Source organism: Streptomyces sp. NBC_00209, from assembly GCF_045206345.1.
GTDB lineage: Bacteria > Actinomycetota > Actinomycetes > Streptomycetales > Streptomycetaceae > Streptomyces.
This window is the reverse complement of record NZ_CP108121.1, coordinates 3,480,111-3,503,523: the sequence shown is the minus strand read 5'-3', so window position 1 is coordinate 3,503,523 and position 23,413 is coordinate 3,480,111. Positions and strand designations below refer to the sequence as shown.

19 protein-coding genes are annotated in these 23,413 nt (G+C 68.7%); 9 read left to right on the top strand and 10 right to left on the bottom strand.

Annotated elements, in window-relative coordinates:
- Positions 1–27: 27 nt before the first annotated feature.
- Positions 28–2,325 carry a DUF6049 family protein gene (locus OG867_RS15785; protein WP_406285983.1) on the bottom strand — a complete coding sequence of 766 codons (2,298 nt, stop codon included), beginning with the start codon at positions 2,323–2,325 and terminating at the stop codon, positions 28–30.
- A gap of 181 nt (positions 2,326–2,506) precedes the next feature.
- Here OG867_RS15785 and OG867_RS15780 point away from each other — a divergent pair, with 181 nt between their 5' ends.
- On the top strand, positions 2,507–3,949 hold the full coding sequence (locus tag OG867_RS15780; protein WP_328901176.1) for a CCA tRNA nucleotidyltransferase: 1,443 nt from the start codon (positions 2,507–2,509) through the stop codon (positions 3,947–3,949).
- 128 nt (positions 3,950–4,077) lie between these two features.
- Here the strand turns inward: OG867_RS15780 and OG867_RS15775 are convergent, their stop codons facing one another.
- The 4 genes from OG867_RS15775 to OG867_RS15760 form a co-directional block, all read right to left on the bottom strand.
- Positions 4,078–4,596 carry a hypothetical protein gene (locus OG867_RS15775; RefSeq protein ID WP_406285980.1) on the bottom strand — a complete coding sequence of 173 codons (519 nt, stop codon included), beginning with the start codon at positions 4,594–4,596 and terminating at the stop codon, positions 4,078–4,080.
- 44 nt (positions 4,597–4,640) lie between these two features.
- The gene (locus OG867_RS15770) at positions 4,641–5,906 is read right to left on the bottom strand and encodes an MFS transporter (RefSeq protein ID WP_406285978.1); all 1,266 of its coding nucleotides are present in this window, start codon (positions 5,904–5,906) and stop codon (positions 4,641–4,643) included.
- 114 nt (positions 5,907–6,020) lie between these two features.
- Entirely contained in the window at positions 6,021–7,103 is a 1,083-nt protein-coding gene (locus tag OG867_RS15765; RefSeq protein WP_328901179.1) for an inositol-3-phosphate synthase, read from the bottom strand.
- A 62-nt stretch (positions 7,104–7,165) separates the two neighbouring features.
- On the bottom strand, positions 7,166–7,870 hold the full coding sequence (locus tag OG867_RS15760; protein WP_328901180.1) for a PadR family transcriptional regulator: 705 nt from the start codon (positions 7,868–7,870) through the stop codon (positions 7,166–7,168).
- Between the two features lie 387 nt (positions 7,871–8,257).
- Between OG867_RS15760 and OG867_RS15755 the strand changes: the two genes are divergently transcribed.
- Both OG867_RS15755 and OG867_RS15750 read left to right on the top strand, forming a co-directional pair.
- Entirely contained in the window at positions 8,258–11,017 is a 2,760-nt protein-coding gene (locus OG867_RS15755) for a transglycosylase domain-containing protein (RefSeq protein ID WP_406285976.1), read from the top strand.
- Between the two features lie 88 nt (positions 11,018–11,105).
- Entirely contained in the window at positions 11,106–12,611 is a 1,506-nt protein-coding gene (locus OG867_RS15750) for a glycosyltransferase 87 family protein (protein ID WP_328901182.1), read from the top strand.
- A gap of 22 nt (positions 12,612–12,633) precedes the next feature.
- Here OG867_RS15750 and OG867_RS15745 read toward each other — a convergent pair whose 3' ends face one another.
- The 3 genes from OG867_RS15745 to OG867_RS15735 form a co-directional block, all read right to left on the bottom strand.
- Positions 12,634–13,665 carry an alanine racemase gene (locus OG867_RS15745; RefSeq protein WP_018101875.1) on the bottom strand — a complete coding sequence of 344 codons (1,032 nt, stop codon included), beginning with the start codon at positions 13,663–13,665 and terminating at the stop codon, positions 12,634–12,636.
- 106 nt (positions 13,666–13,771) lie between these two features.
- Positions 13,772–14,890 carry a peptidoglycan bridge formation glycyltransferase FemA/FemB family protein gene (locus OG867_RS15740; protein WP_328901184.1) on the bottom strand — a complete coding sequence of 373 codons (1,119 nt, stop codon included), beginning with the start codon at positions 14,888–14,890 and terminating at the stop codon, positions 13,772–13,774.
- 162 nt (positions 14,891–15,052) lie between these two features.
- Positions 15,053–15,367, bottom strand: a complete 315-nt coding sequence (locus OG867_RS15735) for a hypothetical protein (protein WP_328901185.1) — start codon at positions 15,365–15,367, stop codon at positions 15,053–15,055.
- Positions 15,368–15,645: 278 nt separating this feature from the next.
- Between OG867_RS15735 and rpsF the strand changes: the two genes are divergently transcribed.
- From rpsF to rplI, 4 genes are all read left to right on the top strand, one after another.
- Complete coding sequence (rpsF, locus tag OG867_RS15730; RefSeq protein ID WP_018101872.1) at positions 15,646–15,936, top strand: 30S ribosomal protein S6; 291 nt, start codon at positions 15,646–15,648, stop codon at positions 15,934–15,936.
- 74 nt (positions 15,937–16,010) lie between these two features.
- Positions 16,011–16,613, top strand: coding sequence for a single-stranded DNA-binding protein (locus tag OG867_RS15725; RefSeq protein WP_161207614.1), 603 nt, complete (start codon positions 16,011–16,013; stop codon positions 16,611–16,613).
- A gap of 43 nt (positions 16,614–16,656) precedes the next feature.
- Positions 16,657–16,893, top strand: a complete 237-nt coding sequence (rpsR, locus tag OG867_RS15720; RefSeq protein WP_003967857.1) for a 30S ribosomal protein S18 — start codon at positions 16,657–16,659, stop codon at positions 16,891–16,893.
- Between the two features lie 18 nt (positions 16,894–16,911).
- Positions 16,912–17,358: a 50S ribosomal protein L9 gene (gene rplI, locus OG867_RS15715; protein ID WP_018101870.1), complete on the top strand. Its 447-nt coding sequence runs from the start codon at positions 16,912–16,914 to the stop codon at positions 17,356–17,358.
- Between the two features lie 86 nt (positions 17,359–17,444).
- On the opposite strand, the gene OG867_RS15710 is transcribed toward rplI, so the two are convergent.
- Positions 17,445–18,782 carry an MATE family efflux transporter gene (locus OG867_RS15710; protein ID WP_406285972.1) on the bottom strand — a complete coding sequence of 446 codons (1,338 nt, stop codon included), beginning with the start codon at positions 18,780–18,782 and terminating at the stop codon, positions 17,445–17,447.
- A 459-nt stretch (positions 18,783–19,241) separates the two neighbouring features.
- Here OG867_RS15710 and dnaB point away from each other — a divergent pair, with 459 nt between their 5' ends.
- Together dnaB and OG867_RS15700 are read left to right on the top strand one after the other, a co-directional pair.
- Entirely contained in the window at positions 19,242–20,720 is a 1,479-nt protein-coding gene (dnaB, locus tag OG867_RS15705; RefSeq protein WP_018101868.1) for a replicative DNA helicase, read from the top strand.
- Positions 20,721–20,779: 59 nt separating this feature from the next.
- A complete protein-coding gene (locus OG867_RS15700; protein WP_406285969.1) occupies positions 20,780–22,162 on the top strand; it encodes a serine hydrolase domain-containing protein in 1,383 nt (460 codons plus the stop codon).
- A gap of 63 nt (positions 22,163–22,225) precedes the next feature.
- Here OG867_RS15700 and OG867_RS15695 read toward each other — a convergent pair whose 3' ends face one another.
- Positions 22,226–23,389, bottom strand: coding sequence for a winged helix DNA-binding domain-containing protein (locus OG867_RS15695; protein WP_406285967.1), 1,164 nt, complete (start codon positions 23,387–23,389; stop codon positions 22,226–22,228).
- Positions 23,390–23,413 lie beyond the last annotated feature (24 nt).

The window sequence follows — 23,413 nt, the reverse complement described above, 5'->3', positions numbered from 1 at the left end:
CGGCCGACCGGCCACGACAGACATCGCTCAACGGTCCACTTTCTCACCCGTGCCCGACGGCTCCGCGCTTTCGGGCCCGGTGTCCGGCGTCGGGTCACTCGGCTGCTCGGGTTCACTGCCGTCGTCGCCCGCCGCGCCGCCCGCGTTGGCGCGCTTGCGATGTGCATACATCCTGATGCCGGCCAGCACCAGCAGCAGAAGCCCGCCGGCGATGACCAGAAGCACGGTCGGGGTGATCTCGGAGACCTTCACGGTGAAGGCCATTTCCTCGCCGTACGGAGTCCCGTCCTCCGTGTAGAGCTGCGCCGTCATCTGGACCTGGCCGTTGATGTTGGCCGCCGCGTCGAACTTCACGGACTGGCTGTGCCCGGCGCCGATCTGGATGGGCTGCTCCGCGATGCTGCCGCCGTCGTTCAGCTTGAGCCGGGTCGCGTTGTCCGACTTCAGCCGCAGCACCAGGTGATCGACGTCCTGCAGCAGCCTGTTCTGTACGGTCACGGGGATCGTGGCGCTCCGGCCGGACAGGGTGATGTCCGACTTCGGGACGAGCTGGACCTCGCCGACGAGCCCCTGCAGATAGGTGCGGACCGAGTCCCGGTACTGCTGGGCCTTCAGCGGCCTCCCCCGCCATGACGTCGACATGGAACGGTTGACCGCGTTGCCGAAGGGGGTCACCACACGCTCGGGGTGGGTCAGGATGACCTGGAAGTTGTTGAGGGAGGACTGGATGGACTTGATGTCCTGGAACGCCTGCGTGGGCAGCTCCTGGCGGCGCAGTTTCTTGGGGTACCGGGATGCCGGAGGCACATCGGTGGTCGCCTCGGAGTCCGGCTTGGTCGCCGCCGCCTGAGCCAGCCCCTCGGACTTCGTCCAGCGGTCGTCGTCCAGTGCGTGGAGGGCACGTGCCATCGACTGCGCCTGGGCGACCGTCGGCGTGCGCTGGGGTGCCACGACGACGGAACGGTCCTTGTCCGTGTCCTGCTCGGCCAGGGCGAGGGTGAGGGCGAGGAACTTCTGCACGGCGAGCGTGGAGCTCCCGGCGTTGCCCATGTCGCCCTGGAAGGCCGTGGAGAGCCTCGCGTCGGAGACGACCGCCGTGGTGCCACCGCCGATCGGGCGGGCGGCGGAAGGCGTGTAGACCAGGTTCCCGGTCTCGTCGAGGCTGTCGCTGCGGGCGATCACATGGTGGGCGCCGGCCGAGGTGGCGACGTCCACGATCGACGGGTCCACCGCACCGTCGACCGGCCACGCGAAGTCGGTGGACGGCTTCAGGTGGAGGATCGTCTCCACCGTCATCCCGGCGACCTCACTGGCGGTCTGCAGATGGCTGAGGGTGCCGGAGACGTTCTTGCCGCGGTGGGCGATCGAGGCCAGGTCCGGGTCGCCGAACGGCAGGGCCACGACCTTGCCCTCGGACACGGCCGCTTCCAGCGAGGTCAGCCACTTCTTGGCCACGTCCTGGTTCGTCCCGGCGACCGTGGTGTCGCCGGACTTGACCCGGTAGGGCTTGGTCATCGCGTCGACGCTGGCCAGCAGGTCCGGGTCGATGACCCAGGTCACGGGTAGCCGACTGCCCAGGGAGACCATCTGTTCGAGTCGACCGCCCGGTGCGATCTCCGCGGCGAGGTCGTCATCGGCGAACACCGGGGTCTGCTGCTCGTCCGAGCCGGTCTCCGCCGTGAGGTGCGCGGACGCGATCAGCGGCCAGAGGTAGCTGAGGCCGATCTTGGAGTCGCGGTCGCCTTCCTGCCAGGGCAGGAAGGTCCGCTTGATGCCGAGCACCTGGTCGTACACGGTGTGCGAGGTGCGCCCCGACAGCGAGACGCCCAGCTGGTAGACGCCGTCGTCCCCGAGATCCAGCTTGCTGACCGGAACGGACAACGTGAAGTCCTGGCTGATTCCCGAGCGCAGCTTGTCGATCTCGACCGTGTACTTGCCACCGATCGGATAGGGGTCGGTGCCGGGCAGGTATCCCGTGCGTCGCGCGGCCGCGTCGATGGTGGTGCGGCTGAAGAGACGGGGGCCGACCCGGAGGTCGACCTGGGCGTCGGTGACCGTCTCCTTGCCCTTGTTGGTCAGCGTTCCGGAGATCCGCAGCGTGTCCCCCTTCTCCGGGGCGCTGGGGGTGATCTCGTCCAGGGACACCGACACCGTGCTGGACCCCGTCGGAGCCTTGGCCGGAGCGTCGGTCCGGGCCTGCGGGGCGGCGGCGCCTGCCAGCAGGGCGGCGACGAGCGGAGCCCCGGCGAGCACGGCGGCTGTGCGCCGCAGCCACCGGCGGGCAGGAGAGGGACTCATCCCCTGGATGTCTGCCGCCTCGGCCACGCGTACCCGTCCCTCGTCATCGTCAACTGCTGTGGATCGTCGTCCGTTGCTGCGTCCCCGCATGGTAACGAGGTGCGTCGGGGCTAAGTGCCGGGGAGTGTGCCGCATGATCGGGAGAGTCTCGCAGGGCCCGGAAAACGGGTGACGTCCGGACCGGCCCGTGCACGTACCCTTTTCTGTTGTGCCGAATGCCAACGAAGACAACCCCAGCGCCCTGACCCAGGTGCAGCACCGCGCAGTCAGCGAACTGCTGCGGGTCGCCCCGGTCGCCGACGATCTCGCCCGCCGATTCCAGGATGCCGGATTCAGTCTCGCACTGGTCGGCGGCTCGGTCCGTGACGCCCTTCTCGGCAGGCTCGGGAACGACCTGGACTTCACGACCGACGCCCGCCCCGAGGACGTGCTGAAGATCGTCAGGCCGTGGGCCGACTCCGTGTGGGAGGTCGGGATCGCCTTCGGCACGGTGGGGGCGCAGAAGCACGGCTACCAGATCGAGGTCACGACGTACCGGTCGGAGGCGTACGACAGGACCTCGCGCAAGCCGGAGGTGTCCTACGGCGACTCCATCGAGGACGACCTCGTGCGGCGCGATTTCACGGTCAACGCCATGGCCGTCGCGCTGCCGGAGAAGGTCTTCATCGACCCCCATGACGGCCGGAAGGACCTGGCCGAGCGGGTCCTGCGTACGCCCGGGACGCCTGAGGCGTCGTTCTCCGACGATCCGCTGCGCATGCTGCGGGCAGCACGGTTTGCCGCACAGCTCGACTTCGAGGTGGCCCCCGAGGTCGTCACCGCCATGACGGAGATGGCGGGCCGGATCGAGATCGTCTCCGCCGAGCGGGTGCGCGAGGAGCTGAACAAGCTCCTGCTCTCCTCTCATCCCCGGAAGGGCCTGTCCCTCCTCGTGGATACGGGGCTGGCTCAGCAGGTCCTGCCCGAGCTGCCTGCGCTCCGGCTGGAGAGCGACGAGCACCACCGGCACAAGGACGTGTACGAGCATTCCCTGACCGTCCTGGAGCAGGCGATCGCCCTGGAGGAGGACGGGCCGGACCTCGTTCTGCGTATCGCCGCTCTCCTCCACGACATCGGCAAGCCGAGGACGCGGCGCTTCGAGAAGGACGGGCGGGTCTCCTTCCATCACCACGAGGTGGTGGGCGCCAAGATGACCAAGAAGCGTATGGCGGCGCTCAAGTACTCCAACGAGATGGTCAAGGACGTCTCGAAGCTGGTGGAGCTGCACCTGCGCTTCCACGGCTACGGCGACGGCGAGTGGACCGACTCCGCGGTGCGCCGCTACGTACGGGATGCCGGCCCGCTCCTGGAGCGGCTGCACAAGCTGACCCGGTCGGACTGCACCACGCGTAACAAGCGCAAGGCCGCCGCTCTCTCGCGCACGTACGACGGGCTTGAGGAGCGCATCGCCCAGCTGAAGAGCCAGGAGGAGCTGGACGCTATCCGGCCGGACCTGGACGGCAACGAGATCATGCAGATCCTGGACGTGGGCCCTGGCCCGGTCATCGGTAAGGCGTACGCGTTCCTGCTGGAACTGCGCCTGGAGAACGGCCCGCTGGAGCACGACACGGCGGTCTCGGAACTGAAGAAGTGGTGGGAGGCGCAGAGCTGACACTCTCGCTTCGGTCCATGCGTCGGCGCTCATGTTTCACGTGAAACATGAGCGCCGACGCATACGCAGAGGGCGTTGTTTCACGTGAAACAACGCCCTCGGTCGGTGTTCTGGGTAGCGGCGGAGGTTCAGCCGGCCGGCTTGAGCGGTGTCAGGCAGAGCACCACGCTGTTCCGGCTCTTACGGCGACCCGAGCTCTCGGTGTAGGCGGAGTACTTCTCCACGTCGCAGAGGTCGGTGTCGGTCGTGTTGTTGTGCACCTCGGCGACCTTGTACTCGGCGGCGGACGAGCTGCAGTCGATGGAGTTCATGTCGGGGTTGTCGTTGGTGCCCTTGTTCTCGAAGCAGTCCCCCACCGAAGCGGCCTTGGCGTCGGACTCGAACATGTCGCCCAGGCCGAACTTCAGCGCGCCAAGCACGACGAGGCCCACAACGATGATGATGATGTTGCGGGTGGCGAGGAATGCCTTCTTGCCGCCGGAGGGCTGCGAAGGGCCCTGCGGAGGGGTGCCCCACCCCTGGGGCTGCTGCGGCTGCTGAGGAGCTCCCCAGCCCTGCGGCTGCTGCGGCTGCTGCGGGCCGCCCCACCCCTGTTGGGGCTGTTGGGGCGGGTAGCCGTACCCGCCCTGCTGCGGCGGGTAAGTCATCTGGATGCCCCCGTGATTCGTGCGCCTTGTTTGACGCGGGCACGCTATAGGACATCACTGCCCCGACTCCAATGCGCGAGGCAGATGGCAGAACTTGCGTAGAGCACCGCCACACCGATCACCAGCACCACGGACCGCCCGTCAGGCGGAAGCATCAGCGCGGCGACCGCCGCCGCGGCGACGAAGGCCACGTTGAACAGCACGTCGTAGAACGAGAAGGCCCTGCCCCGGTAGGCGTCGTCCACGGCGGTCTGCACCACGGTGTCCGTGGCGATCTTCGCCCCCTGCGTGACGAGTCCGAGGACGAACGCGGCAACGAGCATCGGCGCCGGAGCGAACCACAGCCCCAGGGCCGGTTCGAGGATCGCGGCGGTGCCCGCGCACACCACCATCCAACGGAGCCGCCCGAGCCGCCCCGCGGCCCAGGGGGTCAGTACGGCCGCCGCGAAGAACCCGGCACCGGAGACGACCACCGCCAGGCCGAGGAGGGCCAGTCCGTCGTCCTCGCTGTCCGTCCAGGCGTACCGGCAGAGCATCAGGACCATGACGGTCAGAGCCCCGTAACAGAACCGGATCACCGTCATCGCGGCCAGCGCCCGGGACGCGCCCCGGTGCGCCAGCAGATGGCGCAGTCCGTCGAGGAGTCCTCCGGCCGCCGTCGCCAGCGCTGCCCGTAGTGACATGCGGCCAGCATCGCGGTCCGGCCCGAGGAGCCCCGCCGCCAGGCTCAGCGCCGCCAGCGCCGAGGCGAGGTAGAGCGCCGCCCCGACCAGCACCACGGCGGAGTCCGAAGCCGCCAGCAGCCGCACCACGAAGGCGAGTCCGCCACCGGCGGTGGCGGCAAGGGTGCCCGCGGTCGGCGACAGCGAGTTGGCGAGCACCAGATGCTTCCGCTCGACCACACGCGGCAGAACGGCGGAGAGACCGGCGAGGACGAAGCGGTTGACCGCGGTGACGCACAGCGCGGAGGCGTAGAAGAGCCATGCCGGAGCCGCGAAGATGATCAGGAGGGCGGTGCAGCAGGCGAGCCCGGAGCGCAGCAGGTTGCCGTAGACGAAGACCTGACGACGGGGCCAGCGGTCCAGCAGCACGCCCGCGAAGGGCCCGACGAGTGAATAGGGGAGCAGCAGCACGGCCATGGCGGAGGCGATGGCCCCGGCGGACGCCTGCTTCTCCGGCGCGAAGACCACATACGTGGCCAGCGCCACCTGATAGACGCCGTCGGCCGACTGGGACAGGACCCGCACGGCCAGCAGGCGGCGGAAGTCCGGGAGGCGGAGAAGTATGCGCAGGTCGCGCGCGACGGGCATGGGAGCAAGGGTCACACACGACGAGGGCCCCCGGGCGGATTGCCCGGGAGCCCTCAACGGCGCGGCAGCCGAGAAGCGTTGCCGCTCCTCACCTGCGCGGCTGACTCACGGGAGTCAGTTGGAGACCTCGCCGCGGATGAACTTCTCGACGTTCTCGCGGGCCTCGTCGTCGAAGTACTGGACCGGCGGGGACTTCATGAAGTACGAGGAGGCCGAGAGGATCGGGCCACCGATGCCGCGGTCCTTGGCGATCTTCGCCGCACGGACGGCGTCGATGATGACACCGGCGGAGTTCGGGGAGTCCCAGACCTCGAGCTTGTACTCCAGGTTCAGCGGGACGTCACCGAAGGCGCGGCCCTCGAGACGCACGTACGCCCACTTGCGGTCGTCCAGCCAGGCCACGTAGTCCGACGGGCCGATGTGGACGTTGTCCGCGCCGAGTTCGCGGTCACGGATCTGCGAGGTGACGGCCTGCGTCTTGGAGATCTTCTTGGACTCCAGGCGCTCACGCTCGAGCATGTTCTTGAAGTCCATGTTGCCGCCGACGTTCAGCTGCATCGTGCGGTCCAGGACGACGCCCCGGTCCTCGAACAGCTTCGCCATCACGCGGTGCGTGATGGTGGCGCCGACCTGCGACTTGATGTCGTCGCCGACGATCGGGACACCCGCCTCGGTGAACTTGTCCGCCCACTCCTTGGTGCCGGCGATGAAGACCGGGAGAGCGTTGACGAACGCGACCTTGGCGTCGATGGCGCACTGCGCGTAGAACTTCGCAGCGACCTCGGAACCGACCGGCAGGTAGCAGACGAGGACGTCGACCTTGCGGTCCTTGAGGATCTGGACGATGTCGACCGGGGCCTCGGCCGACTCCTCGATGGTCTGGCGGTAGTACTTGCCCAGGCCGTCGTGGGTGTGGCCGCGCTGGACGGTGATGCCGGCGTTCGGCACGTCGCAGAGCTTGATGGTGTTGTTCTCGCTCGCACCGATGGCGTCCGAGAGGTCGAGGCCGACCTTCTTCGCGTCGACGTCGAAGGCGGCGACGAACTCGACGTCCCGCACGTGGTATTCGCCGAACTGGACGTGCATCAGACCGGGCACCTTGCCGGCCGGATCGGCGTCCTTGTAGTACTCGACGCCCTGGACCAGCGAGGCGGCGCAGTTGCCCACGCCGACGATGGCTACGCGAACCGAACCCATTCCGGTTGCTCCCTGTGTGTAATGGATGTTTCTGATGAGCCCGCCGCGGATCTGCGGTGAACTCACTTGGCGGTGTCGCCGGACGGATCCGGCGGGTTGTCTCCCCGCCGGGGCAGGCCGTCAGGCTCTCCTGAGGTCTTCTGCTGAGCTGAGCCCTCGGGCGAGGATCGTCGCTGATCCCGTCCCGACCGCTCGCTCTCGATGAGCTCGTTCAGCCAGCGCACTTCGCGCTCCACGGACTCCATGCCGTGTCGCTGCAGCTCAAGTGTGTAGTCGTCGAGGCGCTCACGGGTGCGGGCCAGAGAGGCGCTCATCTTCTCCAAGCGCTCCTCCAGCCGGCTGCGACGGCCTTCCAGCACCCGCATGCGCACGTCGTGCTCCGTCTGCCCGAAGAAGGCGAAGCGAGCCGCGAAGTGCTCGTCCTCCCAGGAATCGGGGCCGGTCTGCGAGAGCAGCTCCTCGAAGTGCTCCTTACCTTCAACCGTCAATCGGTAGACGATCTTGGCGCGGCGCCCCGTCAGGGACGAGGCGGGAGCGACGGGCCGACCGGAGCCGGGTGCCGCCTCCGCCGGAGCGGTTCCCGGTTCCTCGATCAACCAGCCGTTGGCGACCAGCGTCTTGAGGCAGGGGTAGAGCGTCCCGTAACTGAAGGCACGGAAGATGCCCAACGAGGTGTTGAGGCGTTTGCGCAGTTCATAGCCGTGCATCGGGGATTCGCGGAGCAGTCCGAGGACGGCGAACTCGAGGATGCCGGAACGTCTGCTCAACCTCGCCCCTCCTTCTCCGAGTGCTCCCACGGTCCCTTGTACCGGGTCGATGTACCGAGCTGATGTATCGACTCGATACATCAGCACGATAGATCGGACCGGCGGCGCCGACAAGGGGAGCCTCAGTGAGCGGCGTCACATCGCGCATTCGTAGGAGCCGACTTGCGTTATTTGGGGTGAAGTTCGGTCCCAGGAGGGTTTTGACCGTGCGTAGTCTGTGCGGCATGCAGACCACCGGGAACCGCGAGACGCGCGCATGCGTGTGTGCTCGCGGGCCATCCGGACGCATAGCGGGCGAGCCCGTCTCCGGGCCGGCCCGTCATTCGGGGGACCGGATCTCACCTGCCGCTTCCAGGCGTTCTTGCCTGCCCGAGGAGTAGTCGTTCGATGAGCGAGCACCGTCGCAAGACGTCGCAGCCGCAAGGCGGCGGACGTGCCGCGGCCCGACGAGCCGCCCAGCAGTCCTCAGGACGCCGCGCAGCACCGTCACGCGGAGTAACTTCAGCCTCACCTTCCGACTCGCACGGCGAGGAGGCCCCGTACGCCGGTCGTGCTGCCGCCAGACGGGCGGCCCAGCGCGGCGGCGGAGGCGGAGGCGGTTCCGACGGCGGCGGTGGACGGCGTCGCGGTGGCGGGGACGGCGGGCACGAGGGTGGCGGGCGCGGTGGCCGGCGCCCGGGCAAGAAGCGCTTCATCGACTACCCGCGTGCCGGCCGCCAGGGCCTGCGCCGCTGGGTTCCGTCCTGGAAGCTGGTGTCCAGCCTGTGCATCGGCTTCCTCGGCCTGCTGATGGGCCTCGCCGGTCTCGCGTACGCGATGGTCGCCAAGCCGGAGGTCCAGGCCGCCGCGAAGGCGGAGAACAACGTCTACTTCTGGGCGGACGGCAGGCAGATGGTGGCCACCGGCGGTGAGGTCAACCGTCAGGTCATCGACTACGCGCAGATCCCCGAGGCGATGCGCAACGCCGTCATCTCGGCCGAGAACAAGTCCTTCGACAGCGACCACGGCATCGACCCCATGGGCATCGCCCGCGCCGTCTTCAACATGGCCAAGGGCGGCGAGACCCAGGGCGGTTCGACGATCACCCAGCAGTACGTCAAGAACTCGCGGCTGTCGCAGGAGCAGACCCTCAGCCGCAAGTTCGAGGAACTCTTCATCACGCTCAAGGTCGGCAGCGAGATGAAGAAGAAGGACGTCATGGCCGGGTACCTGAACGTCTCGTACTACGGGCGCGGTGCCTCCGGTATCCAGGCCGCGGCCCGTACGTACTACGGGATGGACGCCAAGGACCTGGACGCGAGCCAGTGCGCTTTCCTGGCCAGCCTCCTCAAGGGCGCCAGCTATTACGACCCCGCGGGTGCGCCGGAGGTCGACTCGGTGCAGGCGACCCCGGCGAAGAACCTCGCGCGGGCGAAGAAGCGCTGGAAGTGGATCCTTGACGAGGAGGTGAAGGACGGCCGGTTGACGGAGAAGGAGCGGAACACGTACACGGAGTTCCCGACGCCTGACAAGCCGAAGCGGGCCGCGCAGCTGGGCGGCCAGATCGGCTACCTCGTCAACACCGCCAATGCCGAGATCTACGAGCACACCAAGATCACCAAGGACATGCTCGACCAGGGCGGCTACGAGATCCACACGACCTTCGACCGGACGAAGGTCAATCAGCTGAGCAAGGCCGTCAAGCGGGTCTACGACGAGAACATCGACCCGAAGAAGCGTACGGAAGACACCCACGTGCAGTTCGGCGGTTCGTCGGTCGACCCCAAGACCGGCGCGATCCAGGCGATCTACGGTGGCGTGGACGCGACCAAGCACTACCAGAGCAACGCCGACCCCACCGGCGCCGCCGTCGGCTCGACCTTCAAGCCCTTCGTGCTGGCAGCCGCCATGGAGTACGGCAAGCGGGACCCGTCCGGCCCCGCGGAGCAGGACGAGTCGCAGCGTACGAAGGTCTCACCGCTCAGCATCTACAACGGCGCCAACAAGCTGAGGATCAGGAAGTACAACGGAGACGTCTGGACCGACAAGGAGGGTGGGGAGTGGCTGCAGACCAACGACGACCACGAGTCGTACGGCAACATGACCCTGCGTGAGGCCATGCAGCGGTCCGCCAACTCCCCCTACGTGCAGCTCGGCATGGACGTCGGCACGGACAAGGTGAAGAAGGCGGCGATCGCGGCGGGTCTGAAGGACGACAAGTACATGGCGGACGCCACCGTGCCGTCGTTCTCGATCGGCACGTCCTCGCCGAGCGCGACGAGCATGGCCGGCGCCTACGCCACCTTCGCGGCCCGGGGCCAGCAGCGTGATCCGTTCTCCGTCACCGAGGTGAAGAAGCGCGGCAAGCCGGAGTACCAGCACAAGGCGGTCACCAAGAGCGCCTTCGACAGGGTCATCGCCGACAACGTCACGGACGTCCTCAAGAACGTCGTGGACAAGGGCACCGGTACGTCCGCCCAGCTCCCGGGCCGTGAGGTCGCGGGCAAGACGGGTACGACCGACGACAACCTGTCGGCGTGGTTCGTCGGCTACACACCGCAGCTGTCGACGGCGATCAGCATGTACCGGCTGGACGACAACGAGAAGCACAAGGACCGCGGGTTCGAGAAGATGTACGGCACCGGTGGCAAGGACAAGATCCACGGTGCCTCGTTCCCCGCACAGGTCTGGCACGACTACATGGTCGAGGCGATGAAGAAGGAGAAGGCGGCGACCTTCCCCAAGGCGGAGCCGATCGGGGACAAGGTCTACGGCGGCGGCGCGTCCAAGAAGCCCTCGCCGACGCCCACGCCCACGCCGACCGAGACCGAGACGACGAAGCCGACCCCGACGCCCACGCCCACGCAGGACGTCCCGACCCCCGACCCGAGCGATACCTGCGGTACGTGGGGCTGGAACTGCCAGAACGACGGCGGCGCCAACGCGGGCACCGTGCAGGGCAACGACGGCGGCACGGACGCGGGCACGAGCCAGGGCAACGACGGCGGAACGGATACCGGTACCTCCACCGGCACGACGGGCGGAGACGACGGTTCGGACGGGGGAACCACCACCGGAGCCAACAACGGCGCCACCGGCGGCAACACCAACGGCACCGGGAACAACAGCACCGGGACCACCAACTGGTGGGGTGGTACGACCGGGTAGAGCCCGGTACGGCAGGCGATGAGGGCCGCGGCACCCCGGTGCGGCGGCCCTCGTCCTTTCCACAGCGCCGTACGGCAGGATGTGCGGCATGCCAAGCGCAGAGGACACGAGCGTGCACCAGGAACGGCCCGTCGTACGGCCCACGCACCGGGACGAGGTCGCGGCGGCCGGAAGCGAGCTGATCGGCGGGAGGTCGGGCCGCTGGTCGCGGCTCGGCAGCGCCGCACTCACCCCGGTGGGGGCGATCGCCCTGGTGGCCATCGGGATGTTCGCGCTCGGCATGGTGCAGAAGCTGCCCTGCTACAACTGGGCCTGGTTCAGGGGAGCCGGCTCCCAGTACACGCACGCGTGCTACTCGGACATCCCGCACCTGTACTCGGGGCGCGGCTTCGCCGACGGACTGGTGCCGTACTTCGACCGGCTGCCCGGGGACATGCAGTTCCTGGAATACCCCGTCCTCACCGGGGTGTTCATGCAGGTCGCGGCGTGGCTGACCCCGGGCGGCGGTTCCATCCAGGCGCAGGAGCAGACGTACTGGGTGGTCAACGCGGGGATGCTGATGATCTGCACCGCCGTGATCGCCGTCTGTGTCGCCCGCACACACCGGCTGCGCCCCTGGGACGGCCTGCTGATGGCGCTCGCGCCCGCCTTCGCACTCACCGCCACGATCAACTGGGACCTGCTGGCCGTGGCTCTCACGGCCGGGGCGATGCTCATGTGGTCCCGGAGCCGCCCGCTGGCGTTCGGCATCCTGATCGGCCTGGCGACGGCCGCGAAGCTCTACCCCGTCCTGTTGCTGGGGCCCGCGTTCGTCCTGTGCTGGCGGGCGGGGAAGTGGCGGGAGTTCGGGGCGGCGGCGCTGGGAGCGGCCGGCTCCTGGCTGGTGGTCAATGTGCCGGTCATGGTCTTCGCGCCCGAGGGGTGGAAGAAGTTCTACACCTTCAGCGAGGAACGCGGCATCGACTTCGGGTCGTTCTGGCTGGTCATTACGCAGCGCACCGGTGAGTCCATCGACGTGGGTACGGTCAACACCGTCTCGACGGTGGCCACCATCGCGCTGTGCGCCGCGATCGGCGTCCTGACCCTGACGGCACCGCGCCGGCCGCGCTTCGCGCAGCTCGCGTTCCTCGTCGTCGCGGTGTTCATCCTCGTCAACAAGGTCTACTCGCCGCAGTACGTGCTGTGGCTGATCCCCCTCGCCGCCCTGGCCAGGCCCCGCTGGCGGGACTTCCTGATCTGGCAGACGTGCGAGGTCCTGTACTTCCTCGGGATCTGGTTGTACCTCGCCTACACGACGAGCGGCGACAAGCACCAGGGGCTGCCCACGGAGGGCTACCAGCTGGCGATCGTGCTGCATCTGCTGGGCACGCTGTACCTGTGCGCCGTCGTCGTACGGGACATCGTGATGCCGGAACGCGACGGGGTGCGGCGCGACGGTTCGGACGATCCGTCGGGCGGGGTGCTCGACGGGGCCGAGGACGTGTTCGTACTGAGCCACCTGGTCGAGACGGGTGCCGCACGCCGCGAGGCGCTGTCCGCGGCGCCCGGGCCGCGGGTGGAGTGGGGTACGGCCGGCACGCCCGCCGCCGACTGAGCGGGGCGGGCGGCGCGCGGACTCAGCGTTCGACGATGCGGTCGTACTGCGTGGTCGTGTGGCGCAGATGGGCCACCAGCTCGTCGCCCACCCGGGGCTCCTCGGCGTCCGAGGGCACGAACAGGATCGACACCTGCATGTGCGGCGGTTCGGCGAACCAGCGCTGCTTGCCCGCCCAGACGAACGGGGAGAGGTTGCGGTTCACGGTGGCCAGGCCGGCCCGGGCCACACCCTTGGCGCGCGGCATCACGCCGTGCAGCGCCTTCGGGGCCTCCAGGCCCACGCCGTGCGAGGTGCCGCCGGCGACGACGACCAGCCAGCCGTCGGACGCGGCCTTCTGCTGCCGGTAGCCGAACCGGTCGCCCTTGACGACGCGGGTGACGTCGAGCACGGCGCCCCGGTACTCCGTCGCCTCGTGGTCCCCGAGCCAGAGCCGGGTGCCGATGCGGGCGCGGAACCGGGTCTGCGGGAACTGCTGCTGCAGCCGCGCGAGCTCGTCGGCGCGCAGGTGGCTGACGAACATCGTGTGCAGCGGAAGCCGGGCCGCCCGCAGGCGGTCCATCCACGCGATGACCTCCTCGACCGCGTCCGACCCGTCCGTACGGTCCAGCGGCAGGTGGAGGGCGAAGCCTTCCAGGCGTACGTCCTCGATGGCCGCGTGCAGCTGCCCGAGCTCCTCCTCCTTGACGCCGTGGCGCTTCATGGAGCTCATGCACTCGATGACGACCCGGGCGCCCACCAGGGCGTGCACCCCGTCCACGGAGGACACGGACCGTACGACGCGGTCGGGCAGCGGCACCGGTTCCTCACCGCGCCGGAACGGAGTGAGGACCAGCAGATCACCGCTGAACCAGTCCTTGATGCGGGCTGCCTCGTAGGTGGTGCCGACCGCGAGGATGTCGGACCCGAAGCGGATCGCCTCGTCGGCCAGGCGCTCGTGGCCGAAGCCGTACCCGTTGCCCTTGCAGACCGGCACGATGCCGGGGAACTGGTCGATAACGGATTTCTGGTGCGCCCGCCAGCGCGCGGTGTCGACGTACAGGGAGAGCGCCATGGCCGGTCCGGAACCCTTCTGGTGGCTGCGGTGGATCAGGGAGGAGAAGCGTGTTCAGGCCCCATTGAAACCAATGAAGCCGGTTTCGTCAGCTGTGGGGCTCGGATCAGCGGCGTGACATGTAGATGTCGAGCGCCTTGTGCAGCAGTTTGTTGAGCGGGAAGTCCCACTCGCCGAGGTACTCCGCGGCCTGGCCGCCGGTGCCGACCTTGAACTGGATCAGACCGAAGAGGTGGTCGGTCTCGTCCAGCGAGTCGGAGATGCCGCGCAGGTCGTAGACCGTGGCGCCCATGGCGTACGCGTCGCGCAGCATCCGCCACTGCATCGCGTTCGAGGGGCGGACCTCGCGCTTGTGGTTGGCCGAGGCGCCGTACGAGTACCAGACGTGTCCGCCGACGATCAGCATGGTCGCCGCCGCGACGTTCTCGCCCTCGTGACGGGCGAAGTAGAGCCGCATCCGGTTGGGGTCCTCGCTGTTGAGGGCCGTCCACATGCGCTGGAAGTAGCCGAGCGGGCGCGGGCGGAAGCGGTCGCGCTCCGCCGTGATCTCGTACAGCCGCTGCCACTCGGAGAGCTCCGCGTAGCTGCCCTGGACGACCTCGACGCCGGCCTTCTCGGCCTTCTTGATGTTGCGCCGCCAGAGCTGGTTGAAGCCCTTGTGGACGTCCTCCAGCGAGCGGTTCGCCAACGGCACCTGGAAGACGTAGCGGGGCTGTACGTCACCGAAGCCGGCGCCGCCGTCCTCGCCCTGCTGCCAGCCCATCTTCCGCAGCCGGTCGGCGACCTCGAAGGCGCGCGGCTCGATGTGCGTGGCCTCGACGTCACGCAGACGCTTCACGTCCGGATCCTGGATGCCGCCCTTGATGGCCGCGGCGTCCCAGCGGCGGATGACCACCGGCGGACCCATCTTGACCGAGAAGGCGCCCTGCTGCTTGAGGTGCGCCAGCATCGGCTGCAGCCAGTCGCTCAGGTTCGGGGCGTACCAGTTGATGACCGGGCCCTCGGGCAGGTATGCCAGGTAGCGCTTGATCTTGGGGAGCTGCCGGTAGAGCACCAGGCCGGCGCCGACGAGCTGACCGGTCTTGTCGAACCAGCCCAGGCTCTCGGAGCGCCACTCGGCCTTCACATCCGCCCATGCCGGGACCTGCATGTGGCTGGCCGCGGGCAGACTCTGGATGTAGGCCAGATGCTGCTCTCGGCTGATGGTCCTCAGGGTCAGGCTCATGCGGGGCGCTCCTCGGCAGGTGTGTCCCCATCGGTCAGGGGCTCCGGCTCTCGCGCCGAAGCCTACTGTGGCCGTGAAGCGAGCCGTCTGGCCCCGTGTGCCTGTACGCGTGCGGGGGCGGCCCCGTCCGGGGACGGAGCCGCCCGGGCCGGACCCGGGAGGTCAGCCGATCACGCCGCCGAAGAGTCCGCCGTGGGCCATGCCGAGGAAGAACCCGAGGGCGGACGCGCCCATGCCGATGATCAGGGGGAACCTCTCGCGCGTGGTGACGGAGATGTACTGGCCGTACGCCCCCGTGAGGATCCCGATGAGGCCCGCCCACGAGCTGAGCAGGTGCAGGTTGTGGAACATCGCGGAGATGAAGGCGAGGGCGCCGAGGACGAGCGTGATCACCACGAGCGCGCCCTGCAGCGGATGGGGCCTGCCGTCCGTGGCGAAGAGCGAGACGGAGGGGCGGGTCCGCGTTACGTGTGCCATGGAGTACCTCCTGGCCGAGATGCGGCGCGGTTGTGGCGCCGCTCACACCCGATGTGTACAGATTGCGTCCCCTGACCACCGGATTTCAACCGGAAGCCGGTCTGCGGGTACTCTGGACGGTCTGCACCGGTGTCTGCCCAGGCCCGCATGGACTGCCCCTCCTCATCGAGGGCGTTGTCAGTGGGGGCTGTTTTACTCGGGCACCGTTGCTCAACGCATCACGACCCTCCTGCCACGGAACGACCGTGGCCGCTGAGTCCAAAGGAGGTGGGTTCCACATGCGTCACTACGAGGTGATGGTCATCCTCGACCCCGATCTCGAGGAGCGAGCAGTCTCCCCGCTGATCGAGAACTTCCTCTCCGTCGTCCGTGAGGGCGAAGGAAAGGTTGAGAAGGTCGACACCTGGGGCCGTCGTCGTCTCGCTTACGAGATCAAGAAGAAGCCCGAGGGCATCTACTCGGTCATCGACCTGCAGGCCGAGCCTGCGGTCGTCAAGGAGCTCGACCGCCAGATGAACCTGAACGAGTCGGTCCTCCGGACCAAGGTCCTCCGTCCCGAGATCCACTGAGCTTCTAGCTCAGTGGTCATCGGGTTCGAGTAGCAGCAAGCAGCCAGAAGCAATCCCCGCCGAGAGGTTCATCCATGGCAGGCGAGACCGTCATCACGGTCGTCGGCAATCTCGTCGACGACCCCGAGCTGCGCTTCACCCCGTCCGGTGCGGCGGTCGCGAAGTTCCGTGTCGCGTCCACTCCCCGCATCTTCGACCGGCAGACCAATGAGTGGAAGGACGGTGAGGGCCTGTTCCTCACCTGCTCGGTCTGGCGGCAGGCGGCGGAGAACGTCGCCGAGTCGCTCACGCGAGGCATGCGCGTTGTCGTGCAGGGCCGGCTGAAGCAGCGGTCGTACGAAGACCGCGAGGGCGTCAAGCGCACGGTCTATGAGCTGGATGTCGAGGAAGTCGGCCCCAGCCTCAAGAACGCCACGGCCAAGGTCACCAAGACCACCGGTCGCGGTGGCCAGGGCGGCCAGGGTGGATACGGCGGCGGCCAGCAGGGTGGCGGTAACTGGGGCGGCGGTCCCAGTGGTGGCCAGCAGGGTGGTGGCGGTGCTCCCGCCGACGACCCGTGGGCCACGAGCGCGCCTGCCGGCGGCCAGGGCGGGGGCCAGCAAGGCGGCGGCGGGGGCGGCTGGGGCGGAAGCTCCGGCGGTTCCGGCGGCGGCTACTCGGACGAGCCCCCCTTCTAGGGAAGCTCGTACCCCCACTTCTTGATCACACAGGAGAAACACCATGGCGAAGCCGCCTGTGCGCAAGCCTAAGAAGAAGGTCTGCGCGTTCTGCAAGGACAAGACCCAGTACGTGGACTACAAGGACACGAACATGCTGCGGAAGTTCATTTCCGACCGCGGCAAGATCCGTGCCCGCCGCGTCACCGGCAACTGCACGCAGCACCAGCGTGACGTCGCCACGGCAGTCAAGAACAGCCGTGAGATGGCGCTGCTGCCCTACACGTCCACCGCGCGATAAGGGAAGGGTGACCGAATCATGAAGATCATCCTCACCCAGGAAGTCACCGGCCTCGGTGCCGCTGGCGACGTCGTCGACGTCAAGGACGGGTACGCCCGCAACTACCTGGTTCCGCGTGGCTTCGCCATCCGCTGGACCAAGGGCGGCGAGAAGGACGTGGCGCAGATCCGCCGCGCCCGCAAGATCCACGAGATCGCGACGATCGAGCAGGCCAACGAGGTCAAGGCCAAGCTCGAGGCCGTCAAGGTCCGTCTGGCCGTTCGCTCCGGCGACGCCGGCCGGCTCTTCGGCTCCGTCACCCCGGCCGACATCGCCTCGGCGATCAAGGCCGCCGGTGGTCCGGACGTCGACAAGCGTCGCGTCGAGCTCGGTTCGCCGATCAAGACGCTCGGCGGGCACCAGGTGTCCGTCCGTCTGCACCCCGAGGTCGCTGCGAAGCTCGGCGTCGAGGTCGTTGCTGCCTGATCGGGCCGCACCTCAGCAGAACAGTGAAGGGCCGCACCCTCCGGGGTGCGGCCCTTCGCCGTTTCACGTGAAACATGCCGAATCAGTCAGCGGATCGCGCCGGTGACCAGCCACTTTCCGGAGCGGGTACGGAGCCAGAGCGTCGCCATCCGCACGATCATCATCAGTGCCATCGCGCACCACAGGGCGCCGAGCCCGCCGCCCAGAGCGGGGACCAGGAGGGCCGCGGGGGCGAAGACGGCCAGCGTCACAAGCATGGCCCAGGCCAGGTACGGCCCGTCGCCGGCGCCCATCAGCACGCCGTCCAGGATGAAGACGACGCCGGCGATCGGCTGGGTGGCCGCCACCACCAGAAGGGCGGGCAGCAAGGCGTCCTGGACCGCCGTGTCGCTGGTGAACAGGGGGACGAACAGCGGCCGGGCCAGGACGATCAGTACGCCCAGGACCACACCGGACGCGATGCCCCACTCCACCATCCGGCGGCACGCCTCACGTGCGCCCTGCGTATCGTCCGCGCCCAGGTAGCGCCCGATGATGGCCTGCCCGGCGATGGCGATGGCGTCGAGGGCGAAGGCCATCAGGCTCCACAGGGAGAGGATGATCTGGTGGGCGGCGATATCGGTGTCGCCGAGCCGGGCGGCGACCGCCGTGGCGATGAGCAGGACGGCCCGCAGTGACAGCGTCCGGACCAGGAGGGGCGCACCCGCCTGGGCGCAGGCCCTGATGCCCGCGGCGTCGGGGCGCAGGGACGCGCCGTGGCGCCGGGCACCTCGTACGACGACGACCAGATACGCGGCCGCCATCGCCAGCTGGGCGATGACGGTGCCCCAGGCCGAGCCGGCGATGCCCAGGCCGGCGCCGTAGACGAGACCGGCGTTGAGGGCCGCGTTGGCGGCGAAGCCTCCGATGGCGACGTAGAGCGGGGTGCGGGTGTCCTGGAGGCCCCGTAGTACTCCGGTCGCGGCCATCACGACCAGCATCGCGGGGATGCCGAGGCTGGAGATCCGGAGATAGGTGATGGCGTGGGGCGCCGCTGTGGAGGAGGCACCGAACACATCGGTGAGCCAGGGGGCGAGGGGGAGCGTCAGGGCGATGACGGCGACACCGAGCAGGAGCGCCAGCCAGATGCCGTCCATGCCCTGGCGGATCGCGGAGGCCAGATCGCCGGCGCCCACCCGGCGGGCGACCGCTGCCGTGGTGGCGTAGGCGAGGAACACGAAGATGCTCACCGCGGTCGTCAGAAGGGCGGCGGCGACCGCCAGTCCGGCCAGCTGGGGGGTGCCGAGATGGCCGACGATGGCACTGTCGACCATCACGAAAAGTGGCTCGGCCACGAGTGCGCCGAAGGCCGGGACGGCGAGCGCGATGATCTCGCGGTCATGCCGTCGGCGGCGGGAAGACGGGGTACCCGGTGGCTGGATCATGGCAGTCAATCTAATCTTCCACAGGTAAGAGATGCAATCCGTTGTGGGTCCTTACATTTTCTTGCCTGTGGGCAACTCTTGCACCGGACACGCGGTGATCTCGCCGCGACGGTCCAACTTTTTCTCCCCCACAGCCGGTGGACCGAAAAAGAGCAGGTCACAGCGGTATTTGCAGGTGGTCTATGAGTTTGTCCACAGTGCTGTCCCCCGGTCCGTGCACAGGTTCCGGGGGGTTCTCCACAGCATCTGCCCGCTCGTCCACAGGGCCTGTGGATAACCAGATTGGCTGACGGTGCGGAGCCGCCTACCGTAGTCCGGCGCCCCCACCCTGTTTCGGCTCTGCCACACCGCAGAACTCGACACACCGGAACCGGAGTCGGGGGTCTTGTTTGTCGGTGCCGTGCCGTAAGAAAGAGGAGCACGGCTAGGTCCGCGGAGCGGACGGGAGGAGGCGGCCGGATGAGCATTCCCGAACCCTTGGACGACCCATGGGCGGACACCGGCCCCAGTGACCGGCTGCCCGTATCCCGCCAGCGCCGGGGTGAGGACCGGGACCGGGGCGACCGCCACGACCGCGGCCGTGAGTCCACCGACTGGGAAGGCGGTTCCGCCGGCTTCGAGCGGGTGCCGCCCCAGGACCTGGACGCGGAGCAGTCCGTGCTCGGCGGCATGCTCCTGTCCAAGGACGCGATCGCCGACGTCGTGGAGATCATCAAAGGCCACGACTTCTACCGCCCCGCGCACGAGACCGTCTATCAGGCGATCCTCGACCTCTACGCCAAGGGCGAGCCCGCCGACCCGATCACCGTGGCCGCCGAGCTGGTCAAGCGCGGAGAGATCACCAAGGTGGGCGGGGCGCCTTATCTGCACACCCTGGTCCAGTCGGTGCCGACGGCAGCCAACGCCTCGTACTACGCGGAGATCGTCCACGAACGCGCGGTCCTGCGGCGGCTCGTGGAAGCCGGTACGAAGATCACGCAGATGGGATACGCGGCCGACGGCGATGTCGATGACATCGTGAACTCGGCCCAGGCGGAGATCTACGCCGTCACCGAGCAGCGGACCAGCGAGGACTACCTGCCGCTCGGCGACATCATGGAAGGCGCCCTGGACGAGATCGAGGCGATCGGCTCCCGCAGCGGCGAAATGACGGGCGTGCCCACCGGGTTCACCGACCTCGACGCCCTGACCAACGGTCTGCACCCGGGCCAGATGGTCGTCATCGCGGCCCGTCCCGCCATGGGTAAGTCGACCCTCGCCCTGGACTTCGCCCGTGCCTGCTCGATCAAGAGCAACATGCCCAGCGTGATCTTCTCCCTGGAAATGGGGCGGAACGAGATCGCGATGCGTCTGCTGTCCGCCGAAGCACGGGTGGCCCTGCACCACATGCGTTCCGGCACGATGACCGACGAGGACTGGACGCGGCTGGCCCGGCGGATGCCGGACGTCTCCGCGGCCCCGCTCTACATTGACGACTCCCCCAACCTCTCCATGATGGAGATCCGGGCGAAGTGCCGTCGCCTCAAGCAGCGCAACGACCTCAAGCTGGTGGTCATCGACTATCTCCAGCTGATGCAGTCCGGCGGCTCGAAGCGTGCCGAGAGCCGCCAGCAGGAGGTCTCCGACATGTCGCGAAACCTCAAGCTCCTGGCCAAGGAGCTCCAGCTGCCGGTCATCGCGCTCTCCCAGCTGAACCGTGGCCCCGAGCAGCGCACGGACAAGAAACCGATGGTCTCCGACCTCCGTGAATCCGGCTCCATCGAGCAGGACGCCGACATGGTGATCCTTCTGCACCGCGAGGACGCGTACGAGAAGGAGTCGCCGCGCGCCGGCGAGGCGGACCTGATCGTGGCCAAGCACCGAAACGGCCCCACGGCGACGATCACCGTTGCCTTCCAGGGCCACTACTCCCGCTTCGTGGACATGGCGCAGACCTGACCGCTACCGGCCCCGGAAATGGAGTCGCCATCCGCCGGCGCGGGCGGTAGTTGTTGATGATGACTTCTTCAGCTGAACAGTTGCTTCCCAGTACCCGGCGGGCCTTGCTGCACCGCGTCGCCACGGCTCAGGCCGAAGGGCGTACCCCTTCTCTCGTCGCCGCCGTGCAACGGCAGGGGCAGGTGGTCTGGGAGGGGGCGCGCAGCTGCGTCGACGGGCATGCCCCGGACTCCGATACGCAGTTCAGGATCGGGTCCCTCACCAAGACCTTCACCGCCGTCCTGGTGATGCGGCTGCGTGACGAAGGGCTGCTCGGCCTGGCGGACCCGCTGGAGAAGCACCTGCCCGGAACCGGTGCGGGGGAGGTGACCATTCATCAGCTGCTCGGCCACAGCGCGGGGCTCGGAGCCGAGACGACCGCGCCCTGGTGGGAGCGGACACCCGGCAGCCTGCGGCCCACGCTCGCGGACGTGCTCGATGAGCAGGTCGCGATGCACCCGCCCGGCAACCGGCACCACTATTCCAACCCGGGCTACACGTTGCTCGGTTCGCTGGTCGAGGCCGTGCGCGGGGCGTCCTGGGAGGAGGTGCTGCGCCGCGAGGTGCTGGAACCCCTCGGTATGCACCGGACCAGTTCGCTTTCACAGGCTCCGCACGCCGGTGGCTGGGCGGTGCACCCCTGGGCGGACGCCCTGCTACCCGAACCGGCCGAGGACCTGGGGCTCATGGCGCCCGCCGGGCAGCTGTGGTCCACGACCGCGGATCTGCTCCGTTTCGCGGCCTTCCTCGCCAAGGGCGACGACCGGGTGCTCGCCGCGGCTTCCGTGGAGGAGATGAAGCAGCCGTCGGCCGCTCCCGCGTCCGGTGAGTGGGTCGATCACTACGGCCTGGGACTGCAACTGGTCCGGCGCAAGGACCGCACCTTCATCGGGCACACGGGCTCGCTTCCCGGATTTCTGGCCGCCCTCTGGGTCAGCACCGAGGACGACGTGACGGCCGTGGTGCTCGTCAACGCGACGTCCGGGGTCGCGATCGGCGAGGTGGCCGCCGATCTCGTGGACATCGTCGCCGAGGCCGAGCCCCGTATCCCCGAGCCGTGGCGCCCGCTGCCCGAGGTGGACGCGGAACTCCTTGCCCTGACCGGGCCGTGGTACTGGGCCACGCGTCCCAACATCCTGAGCCTCACCGCCGATCGCGGGTTGGAGCTGCGGCCGGTGAACGGTCAGGGCCGGGCCGCCCGCTTCACCGCGCGCCCCGACGGCACCTGGGTCGGTCTGGACGGCTACTACGCGGGGGAGACGCTGCGGATCGTGCGGAACGCGGACGGCAGCGTGAGCCACCTCGATCTGGGGTCCTTCGTCTTCACACGTGAGCCGTACGGCCCCGCCGCAGCGGTGCCCGGTGGTGTGGACGAGGAGGGGTGGCGCGGTCTGGGGGACTGAGTACAGCCGGACGCGCCCGGAACCGGTGCTGCCCGTTTCACGTGAAACGGGCAGCACGGCCGCTCAGGCGGTCAACTCCCGTTCCAGCGGGGTCCGGAAGCGCGGGGTGATCCGGGCTTGCCCCACCCAGCCCGCCAGCCGGGCCGCCTCGGTCTCGATCGCTGCCGTTGCCTCCCGGCCGGGATCTGTCAGCAGCCGCCAGGTGAACTCACCGTCACCTCGCTGGGCCCAGCCGCCCACGATCCGGCCGTCCCACCACACCGTGGGGCCGATGTTGCCCGAGCGGTCGAAGAGGGCTGCCCGGTGCTCGGCCGGCAGGTGGAAGCCGCGGTCCGCCCAGCCCATGCCGCTCGGATCGAGCCCGGGAAGCAGGGCCGCCCAGGGTGCCTGGGCGGGCTCGGGCTCCGTGTCTCCGGGGGCGACCCAGGCCGGAGCCCCATGGTCGAGCCGCACCTCCACGGCTCCGACGGCCGCGAGAGCGGTACGGACCTCGCGGCTGCCCCAGCCGGTCCACCACTTCAGGTCGGCCTCGGTGCCCGGACCGTACGCCCGGAGCCAGCGCAGGGCCAGTTCCGTCTGGGCCGGAGCGGTCTCCTCCACCGGCCGGGGGCGGGCCAGGGCCCAGCGGAACTGGCTGGAGGTCCAGGAGCCTCGTGGCCGGTCCCTGCGGATCCTGCCCTCGGCGGCCAGCACCCGGATCACCCGGGTCGCGACGCCCTGGACCGTTTCCTGCTTCTTCCCGGGGGAGACGGTGATCTTTGTGCGAAGTGCGGTCACCCCGGCGGCGAGTTCGCTGCCCGAGACCGGACCGCTGCCCTGCAGGAAGGCGAGGGCGCTCCTCTCGGTCTGGTCGAGCCAGCGTTCGTCCAGACCGTTTCCGTCCTCGCGGAGATGCTTGAGCAGGTTGCGTCGCTCCTTGGCGGCCACGGCGCGCGCGTTCGCCGCCTCGACGTGCGGGGCCATCTCGTTCGACACGACGAAGAGGGTGTTGCGCATGGAGAGCATCCGCACCAGCGACACGTCTTCGTAGAGACACCGCTCCACCGCGGCGATGTCCGGCTCGGCGAGCCTGGCGCAGGCCGAGAGGAAGACGGTCGCCGCGTCGGTCGCATGGAGTGCGACGAGGGCGTCGGCCACCGCGACGACCGACGACGCCCGTTCCCCGGGGGTCAGCAGATGGCGGCGGAGGATCCGGATACGGCGCTGTTCGTCACTGATGCGTTGCACGGCGGCTCCTCGGGAACGCGGCAG